This window comes from Exiguobacterium sp. s143 (assembly GCF_018618895.1).
GTDB lineage: Bacteria > Bacillota > Bacilli > Exiguobacteriales > Exiguobacteriaceae > Exiguobacterium_A > Exiguobacterium_A abrahamii.
The window spans coordinates 1,556,826-1,576,486 of record NZ_JACSMX010000001.1 but is presented as its reverse complement, the minus strand read 5'-3'; the positions used below and the strand labels follow the sequence as shown (position 1 = coordinate 1,576,486).

General features: G+C 48.8%; 23 protein-coding genes, 3 tRNA genes and 2 rRNA genes. 20 read left to right on the top strand and 8 right to left on the bottom strand.

The annotated features are described in order from the left end of the window. Window positions 1-135: ribosomal RNA gene (locus KNQ03_RS08230) — 23S ribosomal RNA — on the top strand; the annotation flags it as partial. 46 nt (window positions 136-181) lie between these two features. Then, window positions 182-297 (top strand): 5S ribosomal RNA (gene rrf, locus KNQ03_RS08225). A gap of 121 nt (window positions 298-418) precedes the next feature. On the opposite strand, the gene KNQ03_RS08220 is transcribed toward rrf, so the two are convergent. Continuing rightward, window positions 419-889, bottom strand: a complete 471-nt coding sequence (locus KNQ03_RS08220; RefSeq protein WP_214724246.1) for an NUDIX hydrolase — start codon at window positions 887-889, stop codon at window positions 419-421. A 129-nt stretch (window positions 890-1,018) separates the two neighbouring features. Between KNQ03_RS08220 and KNQ03_RS08215 the strand changes: the two genes are divergently transcribed. From KNQ03_RS08215 to KNQ03_RS08185, 7 genes are all read left to right on the top strand, one after another. Further along, window positions 1,019-1,095 (top strand) — tRNA-Met (locus KNQ03_RS08215). A 34-nt stretch (window positions 1,096-1,129) separates the two neighbouring features. Then, window positions 1,130-1,206 (top strand) — tRNA-Met (locus tag KNQ03_RS08210). A gap of 119 nt (window positions 1,207-1,325) precedes the next feature. Beyond that, on the top strand, window positions 1,326-1,775 hold the full coding sequence (gene tsaE, locus KNQ03_RS08205) for a tRNA (adenosine(37)-N6)-threonylcarbamoyltransferase complex ATPase subunit type 1 TsaE (RefSeq protein ID WP_023469616.1): 450 nt from the start codon (window positions 1,326-1,328) through the stop codon (window positions 1,773-1,775). Beyond that, window positions 1,772-2,425, top strand: a complete 654-nt coding sequence (gene tsaB, locus KNQ03_RS08200; RefSeq protein ID WP_214724244.1) for a tRNA (adenosine(37)-N6)-threonylcarbamoyltransferase complex dimerization subunit type 1 TsaB — start codon at window positions 1,772-1,774, stop codon at window positions 2,423-2,425. Before tsaE ends, tsaB begins: the two co-directional genes overlap by 4 nt. Further along, window positions 2,418-2,873: a ribosomal protein S18-alanine N-acetyltransferase gene (rimI, locus tag KNQ03_RS08195; RefSeq protein WP_214724242.1), complete on the top strand. Its 456-nt coding sequence runs from the start codon at window positions 2,418-2,420 to the stop codon at window positions 2,871-2,873. The genes tsaB and rimI overlap by 8 nt, the downstream gene beginning before the upstream one ends. After that, complete coding sequence (gene tsaD / locus KNQ03_RS08190) at window positions 2,870-3,877, top strand: tRNA (adenosine(37)-N6)-threonylcarbamoyltransferase complex transferase subunit TsaD (RefSeq protein WP_214724240.1); 1,008 nt, start codon at window positions 2,870-2,872, stop codon at window positions 3,875-3,877. The genes rimI and tsaD overlap by 4 nt, the downstream gene beginning before the upstream one ends. A gap of 28 nt (window positions 3,878-3,905) precedes the next feature. Then, entirely contained in the window at window positions 3,906-4,475 is a 570-nt protein-coding gene (locus tag KNQ03_RS08185) for a hypothetical protein (protein ID WP_058704191.1), read from the top strand. Window positions 4,476-4,522: 47 nt separating this feature from the next. Here the strand turns inward: KNQ03_RS08185 and KNQ03_RS08180 are convergent, their stop codons facing one another. The 3 genes from KNQ03_RS08180 to KNQ03_RS08170 all read right to left on the bottom strand — a co-directional run bounded on the left by KNQ03_RS08180 (window position 4,523) and on the right by KNQ03_RS08170 (window position 6,132). Continuing rightward, a complete protein-coding gene (locus tag KNQ03_RS08180) occupies window positions 4,523-5,182 on the bottom strand; it encodes a haloacid dehalogenase type II (protein WP_149427970.1) in 660 nt (219 codons plus the stop codon). Between the two features lie 68 nt (window positions 5,183-5,250). After that, window positions 5,251-5,706 carry a flavodoxin gene (locus KNQ03_RS08175; RefSeq protein WP_214724238.1) on the bottom strand — a complete coding sequence of 152 codons (456 nt, stop codon included), beginning with the start codon at window positions 5,704-5,706 and terminating at the stop codon, window positions 5,251-5,253. A gap of 105 nt (window positions 5,707-5,811) precedes the next feature. After that, the gene (locus KNQ03_RS08170; RefSeq protein WP_023469609.1) at window positions 5,812-6,132 is read right to left on the bottom strand and encodes a winged helix-turn-helix transcriptional regulator; all 321 of its coding nucleotides are present in this window, start codon (window positions 6,130-6,132) and stop codon (window positions 5,812-5,814) included. 183 nt (window positions 6,133-6,315) lie between these two features. Between KNQ03_RS08170 and KNQ03_RS08165 the strand changes: the two genes are divergently transcribed. Further along, window positions 6,316-6,714: a DoxX family protein gene (locus KNQ03_RS08165; protein WP_149427968.1), complete on the top strand. Its 399-nt coding sequence runs from the start codon at window positions 6,316-6,318 to the stop codon at window positions 6,712-6,714. A gap of 19 nt (window positions 6,715-6,733) precedes the next feature. Beyond that, window positions 6,734-7,327, top strand: coding sequence for a flavin reductase family protein (locus KNQ03_RS08160; protein ID WP_058704188.1), 594 nt, complete (start codon window positions 6,734-6,736; stop codon window positions 7,325-7,327). Between the two features lie 146 nt (window positions 7,328-7,473). Here KNQ03_RS08160 and KNQ03_RS08155 read toward each other — a convergent pair whose 3' ends face one another. Continuing rightward, a complete protein-coding gene (locus KNQ03_RS08155) occupies window positions 7,474-7,914 on the bottom strand; it encodes a hypothetical protein (protein ID WP_152548198.1) in 441 nt (146 codons plus the stop codon). Then, window positions 7,896-9,797 (bottom strand): ATP-binding cassette domain-containing protein, encoded by a 1,902-nt coding sequence (locus KNQ03_RS08150; RefSeq protein ID WP_029342826.1) that lies wholly within the window; start codon window positions 9,795-9,797, stop codon window positions 7,896-7,898. Before KNQ03_RS08150 ends, KNQ03_RS08155 begins: the two co-directional genes overlap by 19 nt. Window positions 9,798-9,964: 167 nt before the next feature. Between KNQ03_RS08150 and KNQ03_RS08145 the strand changes: the two genes are divergently transcribed. From KNQ03_RS08145 to KNQ03_RS08105, 9 genes are all read left to right on the top strand, one after another. Then, entirely contained in the window at window positions 9,965-10,624 is a 660-nt protein-coding gene (locus KNQ03_RS08145) for a redox-sensing transcriptional repressor Rex (protein WP_023469604.1), read from the top strand. Continuing rightward, on the top strand, window positions 10,624-10,821 hold the full coding sequence (locus KNQ03_RS08140) for a twin-arginine translocase TatA/TatE family subunit (protein WP_029342825.1): 198 nt from the start codon (window positions 10,624-10,626) through the stop codon (window positions 10,819-10,821). Before KNQ03_RS08145 ends, KNQ03_RS08140 begins: the two co-directional genes overlap by 1 nt. A gap of 7 nt (window positions 10,822-10,828) precedes the next feature. Then, on the top strand, window positions 10,829-11,608 hold the full coding sequence (gene tatC / locus KNQ03_RS08135; protein WP_149427966.1) for a twin-arginine translocase subunit TatC: 780 nt from the start codon (window positions 10,829-10,831) through the stop codon (window positions 11,606-11,608). Between the two features lie 104 nt (window positions 11,609-11,712). Then, window positions 11,713-11,788: transfer RNA gene (locus KNQ03_RS08130), tRNA-Ala, on the top strand. 224 nt (window positions 11,789-12,012) lie between these two features. After that, entirely contained in the window at window positions 12,013-15,759 is a 3,747-nt protein-coding gene (locus KNQ03_RS08125; RefSeq protein WP_214724236.1) for a S8 family serine peptidase, read from the top strand. A 127-nt stretch (window positions 15,760-15,886) separates the two neighbouring features. Beyond that, the gene (locus KNQ03_RS08120) at window positions 15,887-16,045 is read left to right on the top strand and encodes a hypothetical protein (protein WP_014971497.1); all 159 of its coding nucleotides are present in this window, start codon (window positions 15,887-15,889) and stop codon (window positions 16,043-16,045) included. A 120-nt stretch (window positions 16,046-16,165) separates the two neighbouring features. Further along, entirely contained in the window at window positions 16,166-16,618 is a 453-nt protein-coding gene (locus KNQ03_RS08115; RefSeq protein WP_214724234.1) for a hypothetical protein, read from the top strand. Between the two features lie 13 nt (window positions 16,619-16,631). Beyond that, window positions 16,632-17,141 carry a hypothetical protein gene (locus tag KNQ03_RS08110; protein ID WP_214724232.1) on the top strand — a complete coding sequence of 170 codons (510 nt, stop codon included), beginning with the start codon at window positions 16,632-16,634 and terminating at the stop codon, window positions 17,139-17,141. Next, a complete protein-coding gene (locus tag KNQ03_RS08105; RefSeq protein ID WP_214724230.1) occupies window positions 17,108-17,575 on the top strand; it encodes a hypothetical protein in 468 nt (155 codons plus the stop codon). Before KNQ03_RS08110 ends, KNQ03_RS08105 begins: the two co-directional genes overlap by 34 nt. A gap of 53 nt (window positions 17,576-17,628) precedes the next feature. Here KNQ03_RS08105 and KNQ03_RS08100 read toward each other — a convergent pair whose 3' ends face one another. Further along, window positions 17,629-18,633, bottom strand: a complete 1,005-nt coding sequence (locus tag KNQ03_RS08100) for a FecCD family ABC transporter permease (protein ID WP_214724327.1) — start codon at window positions 18,631-18,633, stop codon at window positions 17,629-17,631. Continuing rightward, complete coding sequence (locus KNQ03_RS08095) at window positions 18,633-19,634, bottom strand: FecCD family ABC transporter permease (protein WP_214724229.1); 1,002 nt, start codon at window positions 19,632-19,634, stop codon at window positions 18,633-18,635. Before KNQ03_RS08095 ends, KNQ03_RS08100 begins: the two co-directional genes overlap by 1 nt. Between the last annotated feature and the right edge of the window lie 27 nt (window positions 19,635-19,661).

The following is a 19,661-nucleotide window of genomic DNA, read 5'->3' as shown; positions in this document are numbered from 1 at the left end:
AGCCCCCTCCAAGATGAGATTTCCCTTTGAGTAATCAAGAAAGACCCCTCAGAGACGATGAGGTAGATAGGTCACGGGTGGAAGCATGGTGACATGTGGAGCTGAGTGATACTAATCGGTCGAGGCCTTGTTCTAGCAGATGCTTGTTGATGACTTCAGTTTTGAGGGCGCGAGCCCGTCGTCTGGTGACGATAGCCAAGTGGTCACACCCGTTCCCATGCCGAACACGGAAGTTAAGCACTTGAACGCCGAAAGTAGTTGGGGGCTTCCCCCTGTGAGGATAGGACGTTGCCAGGCACTTGACCGATCTGCAGATTGCAGGTCGGTCTTTTTGTGTAGTCCTTTTAGATAAGAAAGAAAAAAAACTGACGAATGGACGTCAATCCGCCATCACGTCAGTTTAAGCGAAGCATCTAGATTAAAAAGAAGGGGTTGTGCTAAGAAGACGAGGCGTGACTTGGCGTAAGAGCGCTGCAGCACGTGCTTCAAGAGGTGTTGGTAATTGATTCAGGGAGAAATACTGTAAGTCGAGACTCTCTCCGTCCGTCATTTGTAAGGTACCCGATACGTCTTTTGCTTGAAAGAGATGGATCACACTGTAGGTTTGATCGCCATTTGGATAACGGAAGAAGTAATCAGGACCCGAGAAGACGTCTAGCAGCTGAACGCTGCGTGCTTGAAGTCCGGTTTCTTCCTGCAACTCGCGCATCGCAACTTCTTCAAGTGTCTCACCTGGTTCCATCGAACCACCGGGGAGTCCCCAACTGTGTGTATCCGAACGATATTGAAATAGCAGTTCATGTTGTGAATTCATGACGAGTACGGTCGCACCCACGCTGATCAACGGTCGGTTGCCTACGATCTTTCGTAAATCTAATAAGTATCCCATCTGCTCACTCCTTTCGTATCAGTATAGAAGAATATTCATTATGACAGTTAGTAAAAAGAAATAAGGCAAAAAGACTTGCCAATTTAAAAGACGCATGTTATATTAATATCTGTCGAAACGTTATATCATCGCGGGGTGGAGCAGTCTGGTAGCTCGTTGGGCTCATAACCCAAAGGTCGTCGGTTCAAATCCGGCCCCCGCAACCAATTTTTAAATAATCAAATCCGAAACGTTTATCGTCGCGGGGTGGAGCAGTCTGGTAGCTCGTTGGGCTCATAACCCAAAGGTCGTCGGTTCAAATCCGGCCCCCGCAACCAATTTTAAACTTAACTTCAACTTTACTACGAAACGTTCAGCGTTTCGTATTTTTTTTTGCCTTTTTCGTTCGGTACAATAGAGAAGGACGAACAGTACGTATTAAAGGAGGAGACATCGTATGATAGAACTGGAAATGAACAGCTTGGAAGAAACGACTGCCTTGGCCCTTGAACTCGGACGACGTGCTGAAGCGGGAATGGTCATTACGCTCGATGGGGATTTAGGTGCTGGGAAAACGACCTTTACGCAAAGCTTTGCGAAAGGGTTAGGTGTGACGCGTCACGTCAACAGCCCTACCTTTACGATCATGAAAGTCTATACGGGACGTCTTCCTCTTTATCACATGGATGTCTATCGCTTGGAAGGTTCCGGTGATGATATCGGACTTGAAGAATATTTGAACGGTGAAGGCGTCGCCGTCGTCGAGTGGTCTGAATTGATCGCGGACAGCCTCCCACCTGAACGTTTGGCAATCACGATCACGCGAACGGGTGATGATAGTCGACGTTTTGAGCTGACGCCGATCGGAGAACGATACATTACATTATGTGAGGGATTGAAATCATGAAAATCGTAGCTATTGATACATCGACGAAACAATTATCGGTTGCTCTTTCAGACGGGAAACAGATCGTAGCAGAAGCTTCTTATGTCACGTTCTTGAATCATGCGACGAAACTCATGCCGTTGCTTGAGCGCTTGATGGTGGAAGCAAAATGGACACCGGCTCAACTGACACGTGTCGTCGTTGCTGACGGTCCTGGTTCTTATACCGGATTACGGATTGGAGCGACGACAGCGAAGACGCTCGCCTATACACTGGGCATCGAGCTCGTTGCCATCTCGACACTTGAACTGATGGCGGCTTCGACAGGTCATACGGGACGTGTCGCAGCAATTCAAGATGCGCGGCGTGGAGCAGGGTTTGTCGGAGTGTACGACGCCGGGAAACGAATCGGTGAAGAACAGCATGTCGAGATCGCTTCTTTTGTGAAGACGTTACCGCCAGATACGCTCGTCACAGGAGACGTCGATGCGTTCGAAGAGATTCTTCAGCCATTTGAAAAGGCGGCTCCTGCTTTCCGGACTCCACGTGCCGGTGTACTCGCTTTACTCGGTGCAACACGCCAGACGGTCGAAGCGCATGCGTTCGAACCACGATACCTGCGTCTAGCTGAAGCAGAGGCGAAATGGATTGAGGCACAGCGTCATGAGTAAGGGCATTCGTCGGATGACCGTACAGGACGCTGCAGGTGTTCATGCGGTTGAACTCGAATCGTTTGCGACACCGTGGACGCTAGATGCCTTCGAAGCGGAAATGACACAAAATCCGAATGCCTATTATGTCGTTGCCGATCAAGATGGTATCGTTGGGTTTGCTGGTCTGTGGCATATCGCGGATGAAGGACATATTACGAATATTGCCGTCAAGCAGTCGCATCGCGGACAAGGGTTCGGGGAAGATCTGCTAACGGCATTGATCGCCGTCGGTCGTGCGCTTAGTTTGCGGGCGATGACACTCGAAGTACGTGTCTCGAACACACCAGCGCGGACTTTATATGAAAAACTCGGATTTCAGTATGTCGGTGTCCGAAAACGATATTATCAAGATAACAATGAAGATGCTGCCATCTACTGGCTGGAGCTGGAGGGAGAAGACCTATGACACAACCATTGATTCTAGCAATTGAATCGAGTTGCGACGAAACGGCAGCTGCCGTCGTCCGTGGAGGAATCGACGTCTTATCGAACGTCGTCTCGTCTCAAATCGAAAGTCATAAACGATTCGGTGGCGTCGTGCCTGAAGTGGCTTCACGCCATCACGTTGAACGGATCACATACGTCATCGATGATGCTTTGACGGAAGCAAACGTCACGATCGACGATATCGATGCGATCGCCGTCACGGAAGGACCTGGACTCGTTGGAGCACTGCTCGTTGGTGTCAGCGCAGCGAAGGCACTCGCCTTTGCTCACAATAAACCATTGATCGGTGTTCATCATATCGCAGGTCATATCTATGCGAATCGTCTCGTGCAAGAGCTTGAGTTTCCGCTCGTCTGTTTGATTGCATCAGGTGGGCACACGGAACTGATCTACATGCCGGAAGACGGTGTATATGAAGTCATTGGTGAAACACGGGATGACGCCGCCGGGGAAGCATATGATAAAGTTGCTCGGACGTTGAAGTTACCGTATCCAGGTGGTCCACGAATCGACCAGTTGGCACAGACTGGTCAGGATACGTTCCATTTTCCACGTGTCTGGCTCGAAAAGGATTCGTATGACTTTAGCTTCAGCGGTTTGAAGTCAGCAGTCATCAATGCTGTGCATAACGCCGAACAACGGGGAGAAACGATCATCCCGGAAGATTTAGCTGCGAGTTTCCAAGCGAGCGTCGTCGAGGTACTCGTGACGAAGGCGGTCCGTGCCGTGAAGGATAAAGGGGGACGTCAATTACTGCTTGCTGGTGGCGTCGCTGCCAACAAAGGATTACGCCAAGGTCTCGAAGCAGCGTGTGCGAAGGAAGGAATCGATCTCGTCATTCCGCCGATGCACCTGTGTGGAGACAATGCAGCGATGATCGGAGCGGCTGCGATTCATCCGTATCGCGCGTTACGCTATTCGACACTTGCCATGAACGCAGAACCTGGGCTAGATTTAAAGTAAGGAATCCGAACAACTTGGGGGAAATGGAATGAAAAAAGTCATCATCGCATTGTTAGCGGTACTGGTCATCGTCGCGATCGGACTTCAGATCCGAGAAATCGTCAACGCATACCAAGTCGCCTATAAGGAAGAACTCGTACCCGATAAAAAAGCGGTCGAGACGAATACGAAACAACGTCCACTTTACGAAATCGGACGAGCAGAAGGGGAAAAGACCCGGATTCAAAAGTTATATGCTTTTGATCAGACAGTCAATGGTAAGCTCAGTAACGTCGTCATCGTCGATCGGAAGTATGGTTTAACGAACAAGGCGAGTGATGATTATTTCATGATTGCTTCCGGAACACCAGTGACGGATCAAGAAAAGAAGTCATTCGAACCAATGATTCAAAAGATGGATGCAGAACAAGTCCAAGCCGAGGTCATCTCAAAGCATGAGGTGACGGCTGTCGAGAACAATAAAAAACGGACGTTGACGTTATTTAAGGTCTTCTATAAGGATACGGATCAAAACGAATACCTCTTCTTCATCGAAAAAGAAGGCGGTCTGAAACTCGATCTATTCAAGAAGGGTTACTCACGTTTGTCTAATTACTAAATCCATGAAAACAGCGGATTCCTAAATAGGAGTCCGCTGTTGTTCGTTCATTGCCATTCAGTGATACCCGTCAAGTCATCATAGATACGATCGGGATCGAGATTCAATTCCTCGACCGGAAGTCCATTTCGATTGATCCATGCCGTTTTGAAGCCGAAACTCTTCGCCCCGGTGATGTCCCAACCGTTCGAGGACATGAAGAGGATTTCCTCGCGTTTTAGACCGAGCGTGTTTAAGGCATGCATATAGGATGCAGGTGCTGGCTTATACTGTTTGATATCATCGACACTGACGAGATGTTCGAACCGATCGGCTAAGCCTGACTGCTCAATCAGCGGATCGAGCATATCATGGGAACCATTCGAGAAGACGACTAGGCGCTTGTCCGCCATCGTCTCGAGAACGGAGCTAACTTCGGGATATACATTAAGCGTCAGGTACGTCTCCATTAAGGTCGTGATTTGTTCCTCGGTCACATGGAGCTTCAGTTCGAGTAACGTATAGCGGAGAGCATCTTGTGTCACTTGGCTGAACGGCACATACTGTCCGTTCAATTGTCGGAGGAAAGAGTACTCCAGTTGTTTCTCCCGCCAGCGTTTGCTGATCGCTTCTCCGTGACCCGGGTAAAGTTCTTCGGCTTTTTCTTTGACGGAATGGACATCGAATAATGTACCGTAGACGTCAAAGACAAGTGCTTGAATCGTCATAAAACATTCATCTCACTTTCATAGAGTCTGTTTTAACGATTCCCTTACAGTACGGATTCAAACGACACTCAAGAATGAACCTGTCGTAAAAAGCGATGAAACGTCTGTGCGAATGCGCGGCAAGCGGTCTGTTTCTCCGGGGTATTCGGATCAAACTCAATCTTCAAGCCATCCGTGACGAGGGTCGCCCCAGCTTCTTTTAACGCGTCTTCAATCAAATCAACCGCTGCGCAGTACTTCGGATAATCAAGATCCCCCGAACCAAAAGCAGCAGCCGGTATCCCGTCTAAGGATTGTTCCCGGAGCTCCTCGACGAAGTCTTCTGCTTCATACGGTAAATCACCGTCTCCCCATGTATATGAGCCGAGTAATAGACCATCAAAACGTGATAAGTCCTCCCCGACGAATTGATCTAGTTCCGTGATCGTCACGTCGACATCGTGTTGCTCGAGTTCATGTTGAATGAGCGAGACGATATCTTCCGTATTACCGGACATGCTGACGAATCCAATCGCGATATGCATGCATCTTCCTCCTTTCACTGTACTTCTCTACTTTAATTGATAATGATTATCAATGTCAAAGGGCATATAAAAAAGCACCTTCCAAAGAAGATGCTTTTCTATACATTAGTCTTGTAGTTCGGCCCATTCCTCAATGGAACGAATGACCGGTTCGAGTTGGCGCCCTTTGTCGGTCAAACTGTATTGAATCTTAATCGGACGATCGGGAATGACAGTCCGGATGACGATGCCTTCCGCTTCGAGCTCCTTCATACGTTCCGTGAGCATACGACCTGATAATTCGGGAATGGCATCTTGAATCTCATTGAAACGACATGTCTTCGTCAACAAGTGACGTAAGATCAGACCCGTCCATTTCTTACCTAAGATTTCAAAGGCATGTTCGACTTTGGGACAAAGAGCCGGTTGGATTGCGACTTCTTCCATCAGCACTCATCCTTTCTATAGTTGTAGTATACCCGCTTCTGCTAAAAAAATCGAATCATTTTACTTAATGTAACGTCTTGAACTAAAACAAATCTATTTACTTTTAGTAAGTGATAAGATATAGTCTGTTTATTGAGTTACTTAAAGTAACTAAAATACATTAGGTAAAAGGAGAAGAGAGCAATGATGGATACAGGACTTTTAATTATTCGTTTAATCATCGGCTTAACGTTCGCTGCACACGGGACACAAAAATTATTTGGTTGGTTCGGCGGACACGGAATCGCTGGAACAGGCGGTTGGTTCGAATCAATCGGCATGAAGCCAGGGAAGACACTCGCGATTACAGCAGGTCTTGCTGAATTGATCGGCGGCTTGTTGTTTGCAGGAGGCGTATTCCTCTGGATCGCAGCACTCCTCATCATTGGATCGATGCTTGTCGCGATCGTTAAAGTACACGGTGCGAATGGTTACTGGGTGACGCAGAACGGGTACGAATACAACATGGCATTGATCGTCATCGCCCTTGGTGTAGCGATGATCGGTGCTGGAGACTATTCACTCGCTGCACTCATCGGGTGAGGAAAAAGGTGGGTCATTCATGAAGTTCGAGGCATCAACGCTTAGCGCAAAAGACAATTATAAATTACTGATCGGAAGCATCATTCCGCGTCCGATTGCTTTCGTAACGACGCAAGGAGAAGACGGGACGGTCAACGCCGCACCCTTTTCCTTCTTTACGGTCGCATCAAGCAGTCCGCCACAACTGGTGATTGCCGTACAACGGACGGATCAGGGTCAGAAGGATACGGCACGTAACATCTTGGCGAAACAAAGTTATGTCATCCATATCGTCAGCGAAGAGATCGTCGACGCAGTCAATGAGACAGCAGCGCCACTCGCTTATGGTGAAAGTGAGCTCGAACGGACGGATTTGACGCTCGTCGATAGTGACGCGATCGAAGTACCTGGAATAGCCGAAGCAAAAATCCGGTTCGAGATGCGCTTGACGCAACACGTCGAGCTAGAAGGTGCCGATCTTTTGATTGGAGAAGTGCTGCGTTATCACGTCGCGGATGAACTCGTCGAGTCGTTCCGGATTGACGCAGCAGGATTGAAGGCTGTCGCTCGTTTAGCAGGGAATGATTATGCGACGATCGGGAAGACGTTTACGATTGCCCGACCGACAAAATGATAGTAGTGTGAATGCCTGATTCATCGTACGATCTATTTTGACGAGGAACGTTTCGATTCAAACGAAAAGGAGTGGAGAGACCGGTCTAGCTACCGGAATCTCCACTCCTTTTTCTCATGTCGTTCATCTGATTAAGCGATCGGACTTCAAGGTTGCGGATCGATTTCGTTTGAAGAGGCTTCAAGACCATGACGTTTACTGTACTGATAGCCATCGAGCAAATAAAAGACGATCGCGAGTGCCCAAATGCCGACACAGCTGATCAAGAAAGCGGTGAGCGGTGAGACACTACCGTAATACGATAAGATCAACGGGTCAGTGAGTTCGACGAATAGCTGTGTCGTCAGGAGCGTACAGCATAATCCCGAAAGTAAACTGACGAAAAGACCGCTCCATGTCTGGATGACGAGACCGATCATACAAGAAATCAGGAGGAACAAAGGAAGCGCGGCATTAAAAGCATCCGGCCGGATGAAGGTGGACACATAGTCCGCATACATCGGTACGAAATAAAGGATGCCGGATAGCAGTCCTTGAATCAAGTTAATGAAAAAACTTTTCGTCCGCATCAGTGTTGGTTCTCCCATCGTTCCATCAATTCGAGCAGATCGACATCAATCTGGTCACGTTCTGCTGAAAGAGCTGTCGCTTTCGGAATATCATTGAAGACTTCCGGTTCACAGAGTAATTGTTCGATTTCTGCCGAACGCTGTTCGAGCCGCTCAATGTCTTGTTCGAGTTGTTCGATTTGCTGACGGCGCTTGCGTTCTTCTTTCTGTGCTTCCTTGTCGATCGTCTTCGACGCAGTGACTTTTGCGGCTTTTGCTTCCTCCGCTTCAAGACGCGCAATCTCTTCTTGCTCCGCTTTCTTCTCCGTGTAGTACGAATAATCACCGAGGTATTCCGTCACGCCGGCTTCACTCATCTCGATGACGCGGGTCGCGATCCGGTCGATGAAGTAACGGTCGTGAGAGACGAATAGCAATGTCCCTTCGTAGTCGACGAGCGCATTTTCGAGGACCATCTTCGAATCCAGATCCAAGTGGTTCGTCGGCTCATCGAGGACGAGGACGTTCGTCTTCCGGAGTTTCAGTTTCGCGAGCGCGAGACGTCCGCGTTCGCCACCGGATAACTCATGGACGATCTTGAAAACATCGTCACCGCTAAACAGGAATTGCCCGAGGACAGACCGAACTTCTTGTTCACGCATCAGTGGCCATTCGTTCCAAATCTCATCGATGACACGGTTCCGGTCATTGAGTTCCGCCTGCTCTTGATCGTAATAGCCGATCGAGACGCCGGTTCCGAAACGGAAATCACCGAAGAGGGGGCGCAAGCGACCGACGAGGACTTTTAGAAGCGTCGACTTTCCGATTCCGTTTGGGCCGACGAGTGCCAGTGATTCACCGCGTTGCAAGCGGAACGTGATGTCTTTTGAGACAGCTTCTTCGTAACCGATCGCCAGTTGATTGACTTGAAGAACGTCGTTCCCACTTTGTTTTTCAATCGGGAAGGAGAGGACCGTACTACGCTCATCCCCATCTGGTCGATCGAGCCGGTCGACCTTCTCGAGTCGTTTTCGGACACTTTGGGCACGTTTGGTCGTCGTCGCCCGGGCGATGTTCCGTTGAATAAAGTCCTGCATCTTTGCAATCTCTTCTTGCTGCTGTTCAAACTGCTTCATTTCCTGATCGTACAAGGCCGCTTTTTGCTCCAAGTACTTCGTATAGTTCCCCGTGAACTTACGACAGACATTGCGCGACAGTTCGTAGACGACATTGACGACTTGGTCGAGGAAGTACCGGTCGTGCGAGACGATCAGGACGGCACCACGATAACCACCGAGGTAGCTTTCAAGCCAAGCAAGCGTATCGATATCGAGGTGGTTGGTCGGCTCATCGAGAATGAGGAGCTCTGGTGCTTGCAGGAGCATCTTTGCTAAGGCAAGCCGTGTCCGTTGACCACCGGATAATGTCTGAATCCGGCGCGAGTAATCATCCGGATAAAAGCGCATGCCGTGCAAAACGGAGCGGATATTTGCTTCGAACTGATAACCACCCGCTTCTGAGAAGTCGTGTTGCGCTTGATCGTATGTCTTCAAGAGACGATCGTAAGCGACCGGGTCGTTCAAGATATGCTCCATACCCATTTCGATTTCCATCCGGCGCAATGTCCGTTCTTGTTCTTGGAGATGTTCAAAGACGGTCAGCATCTCGTTCCAGATCGTCTCGTTCGATTCGAGACCACTGTCTTGCGCGAGATAACCGATTTTGACATCCTTGCCTTTCATGATGTCACCCGAGTCATGACTGAGTTCGCCAGCGATGATTTTGAGCAAGGTCGATTTACCGGCACCGTTTCGTCCGACGAGCGCAATCCGGTCCCGCTCTTGTACTTCCAATTTGATATTTTCTAAAATCGGCTCGACGCCGAATGATTTCGAGAGTTGGTTGACTTGTAAGAGTATCATTTCCATCCATCCTTCCACCCTTTAGTCTATCACGAACAAAAGCGCGAGGTCCTGCGGAATATATTATTTGTGACTCTATGTGAAGTGGTTTACAATCAAGGAGAGTAGAAAGCTTTTTGCAAAGATTTGGGTGCCACGATGGATGTGGCCGAAGGGGGAACTGCAGGATGAATGGACCAGACACAAAAATTCCACAAGCGACAGCAAAACGGTTGCCGCTATATTATCGCTTCATCCAAAGTTTATACAATTCAGGCAAGCTCCGCGTCTCTTCTGCTGAGTTAAGCGAGGCGGTGAAGGTTGATTCAGCAACGATTCGTCGCGATTTTTCCTACTTTGGGGCATTAGGGAAGAAGGGGTATGGATACAACGTTCAACATCTCTTAACGTTTTTCCGCAAAACCTTGAATCAAGATGAGGTGACGAATGTTGCCTTAATCGGGGTCGGTCATCTCGGAACAGCGTTTGCAAATTATAACTTTTTAAAGAATAATAGTACTCGGATAGTCGTTGCGTTTGATGCGGACGAAGAGAAGGTCGGAACAACGACGCATGACGTTCCAATCTATCATGTTTCGGACATGAAAGAACAAATCGAAGCGAATCAGGTCGATGTTGCCATCTTGACGGTTCCATCCCAGTTCGCGCAGTCAGTAGCGGATGAGTTAGTCGAGTATGGTGTGACAGGCATCCTGAACTTTACGCCTGCACGGTTGAACGTGCCAGCGAGCGTCCGGGTCCATCACATTGATTTATCGATCGAGTTGCAGTCGTTAGTTTATTTCATGAAGCATTATTCGCAATCAGCTGAAGGAGTGAAATCATAATGGAAAACCTTATTCCGCTCACACTAGGTATCGGACCTGCGAGCATCGGATTAATCGCGGTCGTCGCATTGATCATTTTCGGACCGAAGAAGTTACCAGAATTCGGACGCGCTGCAGGTCAGACATTGAAAGAGTTCAAGAATGCCACGAACGGCATCATGGACGACGATAAAAAGGACGAACCGAAAGAGAAGTGATTGAATCATGACGGTTGATCAAGAGCAAAGCATGACGTCGCACCTTGACGAACTGCGTAAGCGGATCGTCTGGTCGCTTATCATCGTCGTCGTCCTGTTCGCTGTCGCATTTCCGCTCGTCCGACCGCTCGTTCGCTTCTTGCAAGCGGACTTAAAAGAGCTCGGCATCGGTTTGAATGCCTTCAACGTCGCCGATCCTTTAATGTTGTATTTAAATCTTGCGTTCATCATTGCGCTGATTTTAGCGTCACCGTTCTGGATGTATCAACTCTGGGCATTCGTCCGACCAGGACTTTATGACAAGGAGCAAAAAGCGACATTGACGTATATTCCGGTCATCTTCTTTCTATTTTTGGCTGGCGTAGCCTTCTCGTATTTCTGGTTGCTTCCCTTCTTGCTTGAAGTCTCAACGGATCTCGGGAAAGAGCTTGGAATCGAACAAGTCATCGGAGTGGAGAACTACTTCAGTTTCTTAATCCGATTGACGATGCCGTTCGGTCTTCTGTTCCAATTGCCGGTCGTGACGATGTTCCTGACGCGTCTTGGTCTCGTGACGCCATATTTCATGCGAAAGAATCGGAAATATGCGTACTTTGTGCTGTTCGTCGTTGCGGCATTGATCGCACCGCCGGATGTGACGTCACACTTGATGATCTCGGTGCCATTGTTCGTTCTCTATGAGATCAGCATCTTGATTTCTGCGCGGACGTACAAAAAGGTCTTGATCCTCGAGCAACAGGCAGAGCTTGAACGACAGGCGGATTTGATGCGTGAATTGAATAAATGAATCGTGAATTCCTTCCGACGATTTTGGAAGGAATTCTTTTTTATGAAAGCGTTATTTTTATATTGATAAAGCAGTTAGCGATGCGTATACTAAAGATAATTCATGGGGGCTTAGCTCAGCTGGGAGAGCGTTTGGCTGGCAGCCAAAAGGTCGTCGGTTCGATCCCGATAGTCTCCACCAATACCAAATATCCAACTCCTCGAGGCGTCGAGGAGTTTTTATTTTACTCCCAGTTTAATTCCTTAAAAATATAAAATGTCACGTAAAACAAATAAATTAAAAAAATAGGCAAATATAAATTGTTTATTTCCATTAAATTCATTAAACTAAATATACAGAATTTTCGTTTAACTGTTTTATCAGTAGTACTACTATGGTTTTACAGAAAAGGGGAAAACGAACGCATGAAGAAGAAGATTGCACTTATGGCAGCCGTCTTAATGACGTCTTCCAATCTAGTCAGTGCGCAAGGTGCACTGTCGTCGCAAGACAAAGCAACGGGTCAAAAACCGCAAGCGCTCTCGCTGAAGAAATCGGGGCAAGAGAAGCACTACAAACAATCGGATAAAGTCCGTGTCGTCATCGAGATGGAAGAGAAGCCGGCGATTCAAATCGCACAAGCTCAAAACAAGCGGTATAGCACATTGAGCAATGCCGAAAAAGAATCGATCAAAGATCGCCTCGTCAACGTCCAAAAATCAGTCAAGTCAGCTATCGCTAAAAAGGCGATTCCCGTTACATATAAGGAGAGCTTCACGACCGTCATCAACGGATTCAGTGGTGAAGTCAAATTCGGCGACATCGAAGACATCAAACAACTGAGCGGAGTCAAGAGCGTACATATCGCCCATGAGTATGCGCGTCCGGAAGTTGCTAAAGGTGCCAAGCCAGACATGCTGTACAGCAAGGACATGGTCAATGCGAAGGAAACATGGCAGGACTATGGTTTTAAAGGGGAAGGAACAATCGTTGCCGTCATCGATACGGGAATCGATCCATCGCATAAGGACATGGTCTTGAGCCCAGAAACGAAGATCGATTTGACTTCTTCAAAAGTCGATAGTGCGAAAGAAACAAAAGGCTTAAAAGGAAAGTACTTCACGGAAAAAGTACCGTACGGCTATAACTATGCCGATCACGATAGCGAAATCCGTGATTTAGGTGCGGGCGCATCAATGCACGGGATGCACGTCGCGGGTACGGTCGGAGCAAACGGGGATGAAGCAAACGGCGGCATCAAAGGAGTCGCACCGGAAACACAGCTCCTTGCGATGAAAGTCTTCGGAAACGATCCAGGAATGCCATCGACATTCAGCGATATCTACATTAAAGCGATCGATGATGCGATTGCACTCGGAGCCGATGTCATCAACATGAGTCTCGGATCGACGGCATCGTTCGTCAATGCAGATGATCCAGAACAACGCGCAATCGTCAACGCGATGAACAACGGTATCTTGTGTGCGATTTCTGCTGGTAACTCGGCATTCGCAGGTCATGGTGCAGGTAATCCGTATACAGCGAACCCGGATATCGGTGTCGTCGGTGCTCCAGGTTTAACGAGCCAAGCACTCCAAGTCGCATCACTCGAAAATACGAAATTGACACTCGAAGGCATGGCGCTGACGATTGACGGTCAGGATGCTGGTTATTTGGCATACCAAAAACAAGATTCACCGAATCCGATTGCTGTCTTCGATAAAGAGAAGAAAGATGTCGTCTATGTCGGTGACGGTCAAGCTTCGAACTACGAAGGTAAAGACGTCAAAGGGAAAGTCGTCTTCGTCGTGCGTAACGGTGGTTTCAACTACGGTATGATCCAAGCAGAAGCTGAGAAGCAAGGGGCAGCAGGTGTCATCGTCCGCGGTCGAGTCGATCATGGGGATTACGTCAGCATGGCGCTCAACAATCCGACGATTCCACTCGTCACACTCAGCATCGCAGACGGAAACGATCTTGAAGCAAAAGCAAAAGAGGGCAAGGCAATCGCTGTCACGTTCGACGGAAAAGCAGTCTCAGCCGATAACCCGGTCGCAGGACAAATGTCTGACTTCACGTCATGGGGTGTCACACCAAGCCTTGACTTCAAACCAGAAATCACGGCACCAGGTGGAAAAATCTACTCGACGCTCAACGATAACGAGTATGGCGTCATGAGTGGGACATCGATGGCGGCACCACACGTCGCTGGTGGAACGGCACTCGTCATGCAACGGATCGCGAAGGACTTTAAAGTCGACGGTGCGACACGCGTCAAACTCGCGAAGAACATCTTGATGAACACGTCGCGTCCACAACTCGATCAAGGAAAATACAATGCGCAGCTAAAAACAGGCAACTTCTACTCCCCACGTCGTGAGGGAGCTGGATTGATGGATCTTCGTGCTGCCATGAAGACACCAGTCGTCGTCACAGAGACGAAGTCAGGTGAAGGTAAGGCATCCTTGAAGGAAGTCGGCGAGAAGTTCACGTTCACGCTTGATTTGAAAAACTACAGCAGTGAAAAAGTGACATATAAGTTAGCCGGAACGGTTCAATCGGATCTCGGTGCAGAAGGATCGAACTTCCTCGAAGCAAACGGCATCTTTAAAAAGGGAACGATCGGTACAGTGGATGCAAACAAAGGCACATATCCAATCTCATTCGCAGTGGGCTCGAAGAAAGCAAGTTCGGTCTCGATTAATCCGAAGAGCTCAACGAAAGTCAGTGTATCGGTCGATCTGAAGGATACAACGGACTGGGCAAACGAACTTCCGCTCGAACAAGTCTTTGAGAACGGCTACTTCGTCGAAGGATTCGTTCGTCTGATCGATACGAAGAGTAAGAATCCAGAATTGACGGTTCCTTACGTCGGCTTCAAAGGAAAATGGGATCAAGCTCCGATTCTAGATGCTCCATTATACGATGAAGACAACACGTTCTACGGTTTGACAGGTCTAGCGACAGAAGTGAAGGATAACTTCGAATTCCTTGGTGCGAATGCTGCTGGCGATGTCGTCGCGAACAAAGTCTCGTTCTCACCAAACAACGATGGTAGCGCAGATGAAGCATTCCCGATCATCTCGTTCCTCCGTAATGCGAAAAAAGTCGAGTACTCGATTCTTGACCGTAACAAAGCAACGCTTCAGAAGTTCGATACGCAAACGGACGTCGTCAAGAACTACTACGATAGCGGTTCAGAGGACGGATTCACACCAGTCACAAGCGCTGCTTGGGACGGAACGATCAACGGGAAACCGGTCAAGGATGGTCTTTACTACTACAAAGTCAAATCCGTGATCGATTATCCGAATGCAAAATGGCAGTCGAATCTCTTCCCAGTCTATATCGATACGAAAAAACCAGCTGCAACTGTGAAGTGGGATGCGTCGAAATCAACGCTCTCGTGGACAGCAGGTGACCAAGGAACAGGTGTCGCGTCATACGATATCCTCGTCAATGGTAAGAGTGTCTTGAAGCAACCACTTGCTGCAACAGAAAAAGCGTACACGTTGACGGATCTTCCAGAGCGCGCGAAGATTGCCTTCGTCGTGAAGGATTATGCAGGAAACAGTGTGAAAAAAGACGTCAACACGACAGGTGTTGATAAAGCGGTACCGAACGTTCAAATCGATACACCAGTCGCACTTGGTCTTGCGACATCAAAAGTCATCAACATCGCGGGTCATGTCTCTGATGAATCAGGCATCAAATCATTCAAGATCAACGGAAAATCCGTTAAATTACGTTTCGATGCAGCCCAACAGAACTATGCGTTCAGCCATGACGTGACGTACACGACGGATGGCGTCAAGTCATTCAAAGTTGAAGCATACGATGGTAAAGGGAACCGTGTTGCGTTCAGTCGTCAAGTCATCATCGACACAGAATTACCGACGATTCGCGTCACTGCGCCAAAAACTGTTTCAAGCAAAACAAAAACAGCCGAGATGAAGATCGTTCTTCGCGATAACTACAGCGAATTACGCTTCGACTTCAACGGTAGCGCTGAATACCGCCGGACGTTCAAAGAGCCGTACGAGATGAAAGCCTTCAAAAAGACAATCACGAAAAAAGTGACGCTCAAGAAGGGGAAAAACACGTACAACTTGAAACTGAAGGACCTCGGTGGACACGTTGTTACGAAAACAGTCGTCATCACGAAAAAATAAGGAACAAAAGATGAAGCCAGGCGGAAATCCGTCTGGCTTTTCTTGCGTGCCGAAGCGCCTTGAAGGGTTTATGAGACGAGAAGAGGGGGAATTTTAAGAACAGAAACAAGTCAGAGGGGGAACAACCATGAATCCGTTCACGACCTTAATCGCCTTCATCGTAGGGTGTCTCGTCTTATATCTTGGTATCCGTGACAAAAACGGCTGGCTGATCGGTGTCGCGATGATACCGCTCGCGATCGTTGCCTATAGCGTCATCTATCTGATCATCCAGGTCAGTGCTTAGTCTTCATGGAAGATGTCTTACCCTAAGCGGTAGGACATCTTTTTTTTTTGAAATTCGTAATACAGATGAAACCGATCCAGTAAAATGTAAGTATATAACAGTATAGAGAGGTGGATGATCATGGAACACGTACATACACAAACGGATGCCTTGGCGGCGCTGTACGAAGAGATGCACCAAAAGACACAGACCGGCATGTGGGTCATGCTTGCGGCATTCTTAGCGCTCAGTAACACACTCGAGAAACCAATCTACGCGATGATCGTCCCGTTATTGTATTTTGGCTACGACATGTTCGTACAACGCAAGCGGTTCGCGCTTGTTGCGGAATACACATCAAAGGATTCAGCAAGACGGCTCTATCAGGTACATGTGCTGATCGGCATTTTACAATACGGAGCGCTTGCCGGTCTAATTGTCTGGGCAGCCGATCGACCGAATACATCTTTCTTGATCGGTCTCGTCATCGTCGTCATTCCGTTCTACTGGATCTGTCGAAAAACGTTAGAGTTCGTCTCACGAAAGATTGATCCAACGTATATCACGGAAAAAGAAATTCACAAAGCGCGCTAAAGGAGAAGAGGCTATGCAAACGGCTCGTGAAGAACGTCTACAAAAACTTGCGCTCGCGTACCGGGATGTCGAGTGGCTCGGCACACGTTGGTACTGGAATGTGCTCTTATTCATAACAGTTGGTATCCTGATCGAGTGGACCGATATCCCCTTGTTGATTTTGACGATTCCAGCCCTTTTTCTCGGCTCCGATTTTCGCTACCAACTAAAAAAACGAAAAATTTTAGACGGATACATCTCAAAAGCGCAGGTCCGTCGCCAATTTTTACTACGCATTGGTAGTCACGTTCTACTGTACGCGATCTTAACGATCGTCATCACCCAGACGATCGAGGGACCGTTCTGGCAGATGCTTGTGGCAATTTTTACGATTTTAACACCGCTCTATTTCATCAGCGAATGGATCATCCGACGCGACGGAGCGCGTGATCCCGATTATATCAGTGACGGAGAAGTAGCCCGCTTCGTCAGACAGAAAGGAACATCGAAATGGAACACCTATTCGAGCGACAAGCACGTCTGAATGTAATGAAACGTCCGGTGCGTGTCGTCGCCTATTTCTTTTTGATTCCTGGATTGATTGTCGCCGTACTTGCTTGGTTTTTACCAGCGGTTGAATCCGTTTTTGGACAAACCTTGTTTTTCTGTCTTTGTGGGATTGGAGTCGTTCGGGAAATCGTTCGGCTACGACTCATGAAGTCCTATTTAACGCAAGGTATCTATCAACAGACTGTTCGGAAGGTCGCTCGTCTGACGATCATCGGTTATGTCGTGGCGTGGATCATCGCCTTCGTCATGCTGTCGATTCCAAATGCTCCCGGTTATTTATTCGTTCTCTTACTTGTCTGGAGCGGCGGAGTCGGTCTTGGCGTCACTCGAATGAACCGGTTGGCCAAACAAATCGATCCAGCATACGTGACGATGGGGGAAATCGAACGTGCGTGGTGGAAACGGTAAAGCAAAAAGTCCGCATCGATCAGCGAAAGACACTGATCGATGCGGATTTTTGATTATTTCTTCAACAGTAGATAAATGAAGTATGGTGCTCCGATCAAGGCGACGACGATCCCAGCCGGTACGCCGTCTGGTCCCGCGATGTTGCGTCCAATCGTATCAGCGAACGCAAGCAACCAGCCGCCGAGTAAGAGGGCAATCGGCAGAAAGAACTGATGCCGTGGTCCAACGAGGGCGCGGGCGATATGTGGCGCCATTAAACCGATGAAGGAAATCCCACCGGTGACAGAAACGGCAGCAGCGGCGAGCGCAACGGCTGTCAACAAGAGTTGGATCCGTTCTTTTTCAATCGCGACGCCAACACCGATTGCGACCGGTTCATTCAAGGCAAGCAGATTGAGCTTATTTGCCTTATAGAATGTCAGCGGAATCAAGACGAGTAACCATGGCAAGAGCGAGTAGACGAAGATCCAGTCTGTTCCCCAGATGTTACCAGCGAGCCACTTCGCGATGAAGTCGACCTTTTCACGACGCGTCGATGAAATCAGGATGACCATGATTCCAGACAGTGCCATCGAGAAGCCGACACCGGTCAAAATCAACCGAATCGGTTGGAGTCCTTGTACACGGTCGTACGAGAACAGGTAGATCGCTGTCGCGGTGACGAGTGCACCGAAGAAGGCAGCGACCGGTAACAGATAGATGAATGACCCGACATCGGTTGGGAAGTACAGGAAGAACAAGGCGACGGCGACGCCAGCTCCCGTGTTGATGCCGATGATACCAGGATCAGCGAGTTCGTTGCGTGTGATCCCTTGAAGGATTGCACCGGATAAGGCAAGTGCCATTCCCGCCATGACGGTGATGAGCAGTCGGGGTAAGCGGAGTGAATAGAGAACGAACTCCTCTTTGAACGAACCGTTTCCAAGTAACGTCGGCAGTAAACGATCGTACGAAAGGGAAGCAGGTCCAAGACCGATGCTGACGACGAGTGTTGCAATCAATAGTGCCAGTAACGTCCAAAACGTCAGTTGCTGGCGACGGCGTAAACGAGATTCCATCATGAGAAAGCACGCCCTCCTTTCCGAACGATTAAGAGGAAGAATGGTAGCCCGAGCATCGAGACGATTGCGATGACCGGCGTCTCATAGGGTGCGTACAGCGTCCGTCCGATCGTATCGGCAAGCAACATGAACGTTGCGCCAAAGATCGCGGTCATCGGCAGGATGAACCGATAGTCCGTCCCGACGATCGCGCGGACGATATGCGGAATCATCAGCCCGATGAATGCCATGTTGCCGACGAGTGCTACGGCAGCACCGGCAAGCAGGATGACGACGACATAGAGGACCGCCTTGATCCGCTGGATGTTCTGTCCGAGTCCGAGCGCGACTTCTTCCGAAAGACTGAGGATCGTCAATTGCCGTGAGAAAATGAACGCAATCAAAATTCCAATTGCGATGACTGGCGCGATGACTTGCAGTTGTCCCCATGTCGACCCGACGAGTCCCCCGGACGTCCATTGTGAGACATCTTGTGCAATCTTGAAGTAAATCCCGATCCCTTCCGCAATCGCGTACAGAAACGCTGAGATCGCGGAACCGGCAAGGACGATCCGGAGCGGAGAGAAGCCGCCTTTTTTCGAAGCGCCGATTCCAAAGACAAGTGCTGCCCCGAGTGCTGCTCCGACGAAACACGCGATCATGATCCCGAAGTAGTCAATTTTCGGAAAAAGGACGATGACGAGCGCCAGTGCCGCATTTGCACCCGCTGTCAGACCGAGTAGACCAGGATCGGCGAGGGGATTGCGTGTCATGGCCTGCATGATGGCACCTGAGACACCGAGTGCCGCTCCAACAAGGATTGCTGCCAGTTCCCGCGGCAAGCGGATTTCCTGGACGATTTTTGCTTTTTCATTCAACGGTCCGAACGTCAAAGCATTCCAGACTTCGCGCGTCGTCGTATCGGCAGCACCGAACGTCATCGCGATCCAGAACATCCCGAAAAAGAGGACGAGACCGAGTGTGATTTTAATGCCGAACGGAATTCGACCAGCTGACATGAATGTCGCCTCCATTTCTGATTCAGT

Coding starts and splice junctions, on each gene's coding strand:
- KNQ03_RS08220 (WP_214724246.1), bottom strand. CDS start 889: ATGGGATACTTATTAGATTTACGAAAGATCGTAGGCAACCGACCGTTG.
- tsaE (WP_023469616.1), top strand. CDS start 1,326: ATGATAGAACTGGAAATGAACAGCTTGGAAGAAACGACTGCCTTGGCC.
- tsaB (WP_214724244.1), top strand. CDS start 1,772: ATGAAAATCGTAGCTATTGATACATCGACGAAACAATTATCGGTTGCT.
- rimI (WP_214724242.1), top strand. CDS start 2,418: ATGAGTAAGGGCATTCGTCGGATGACCGTACAGGACGCTGCAGGTGTT.
- tsaD (WP_214724240.1), top strand. CDS start 2,870: ATGACACAACCATTGATTCTAGCAATTGAATCGAGTTGCGACGAAACG.
- KNQ03_RS08185 (WP_058704191.1), top strand. CDS start 3,906: ATGAAAAAAGTCATCATCGCATTGTTAGCGGTACTGGTCATCGTCGCG.
- KNQ03_RS08180 (WP_149427970.1), bottom strand. CDS start 5,182: ATGACGATTCAAGCACTTGTCTTTGACGTCTACGGTACATTATTCGAT.
- KNQ03_RS08175 (WP_214724238.1), bottom strand. CDS start 5,706: ATGCATATCGCGATTGGATTCGTCAGCATGTCCGGTAATACGGAAGAT.
- KNQ03_RS08170 (WP_023469609.1), bottom strand. CDS start 6,132: ATGGAAGAAGTCGCAATCCAACCGGCTCTTTGTCCCAAAGTCGAACAT.
- KNQ03_RS08165 (WP_149427968.1), top strand. CDS start 6,316: ATGATGGATACAGGACTTTTAATTATTCGTTTAATCATCGGCTTAACG.
- KNQ03_RS08160 (WP_058704188.1), top strand. CDS start 6,734: ATGAAGTTCGAGGCATCAACGCTTAGCGCAAAAGACAATTATAAATTA.
- KNQ03_RS08155 (WP_152548198.1), bottom strand. CDS start 7,914: ATGGGAGAACCAACACTGATGCGGACGAAAAGTTTTTTCATTAACTTG.
- KNQ03_RS08150 (WP_029342826.1), bottom strand. CDS start 9,797: ATGATACTCTTACAAGTCAACCAACTCTCGAAATCATTCGGCGTCGAG.
- KNQ03_RS08145 (WP_023469604.1), top strand. CDS start 9,965: ATGAATGGACCAGACACAAAAATTCCACAAGCGACAGCAAAACGGTTG.
- KNQ03_RS08140 (WP_029342825.1), top strand. CDS start 10,624: ATGGAAAACCTTATTCCGCTCACACTAGGTATCGGACCTGCGAGCATC.
- tatC (WP_149427966.1), top strand. CDS start 10,829: ATGACGGTTGATCAAGAGCAAAGCATGACGTCGCACCTTGACGAACTG.
- KNQ03_RS08125 (WP_214724236.1), top strand. CDS start 12,013: ATGAAGAAGAAGATTGCACTTATGGCAGCCGTCTTAATGACGTCTTCC.
- KNQ03_RS08120 (WP_014971497.1), top strand. CDS start 15,887: ATGAATCCGTTCACGACCTTAATCGCCTTCATCGTAGGGTGTCTCGTC.
- KNQ03_RS08115 (WP_214724234.1), top strand. CDS start 16,166: ATGGAACACGTACATACACAAACGGATGCCTTGGCGGCGCTGTACGAA.
- KNQ03_RS08110 (WP_214724232.1), top strand. CDS start 16,632: ATGCAAACGGCTCGTGAAGAACGTCTACAAAAACTTGCGCTCGCGTAC.
- KNQ03_RS08105 (WP_214724230.1), top strand. CDS start 17,108: ATGGAACACCTATTCGAGCGACAAGCACGTCTGAATGTAATGAAACGT.
- KNQ03_RS08100 (WP_214724327.1), bottom strand. CDS start 18,633: ATGGAATCTCGTTTACGCCGTCGCCAGCAACTGACGTTTTGGACGTTA.
- KNQ03_RS08095 (WP_214724229.1), bottom strand. CDS start 19,634: ATGTCAGCTGGTCGAATTCCGTTCGGCATTAAAATCACACTCGGTCTC.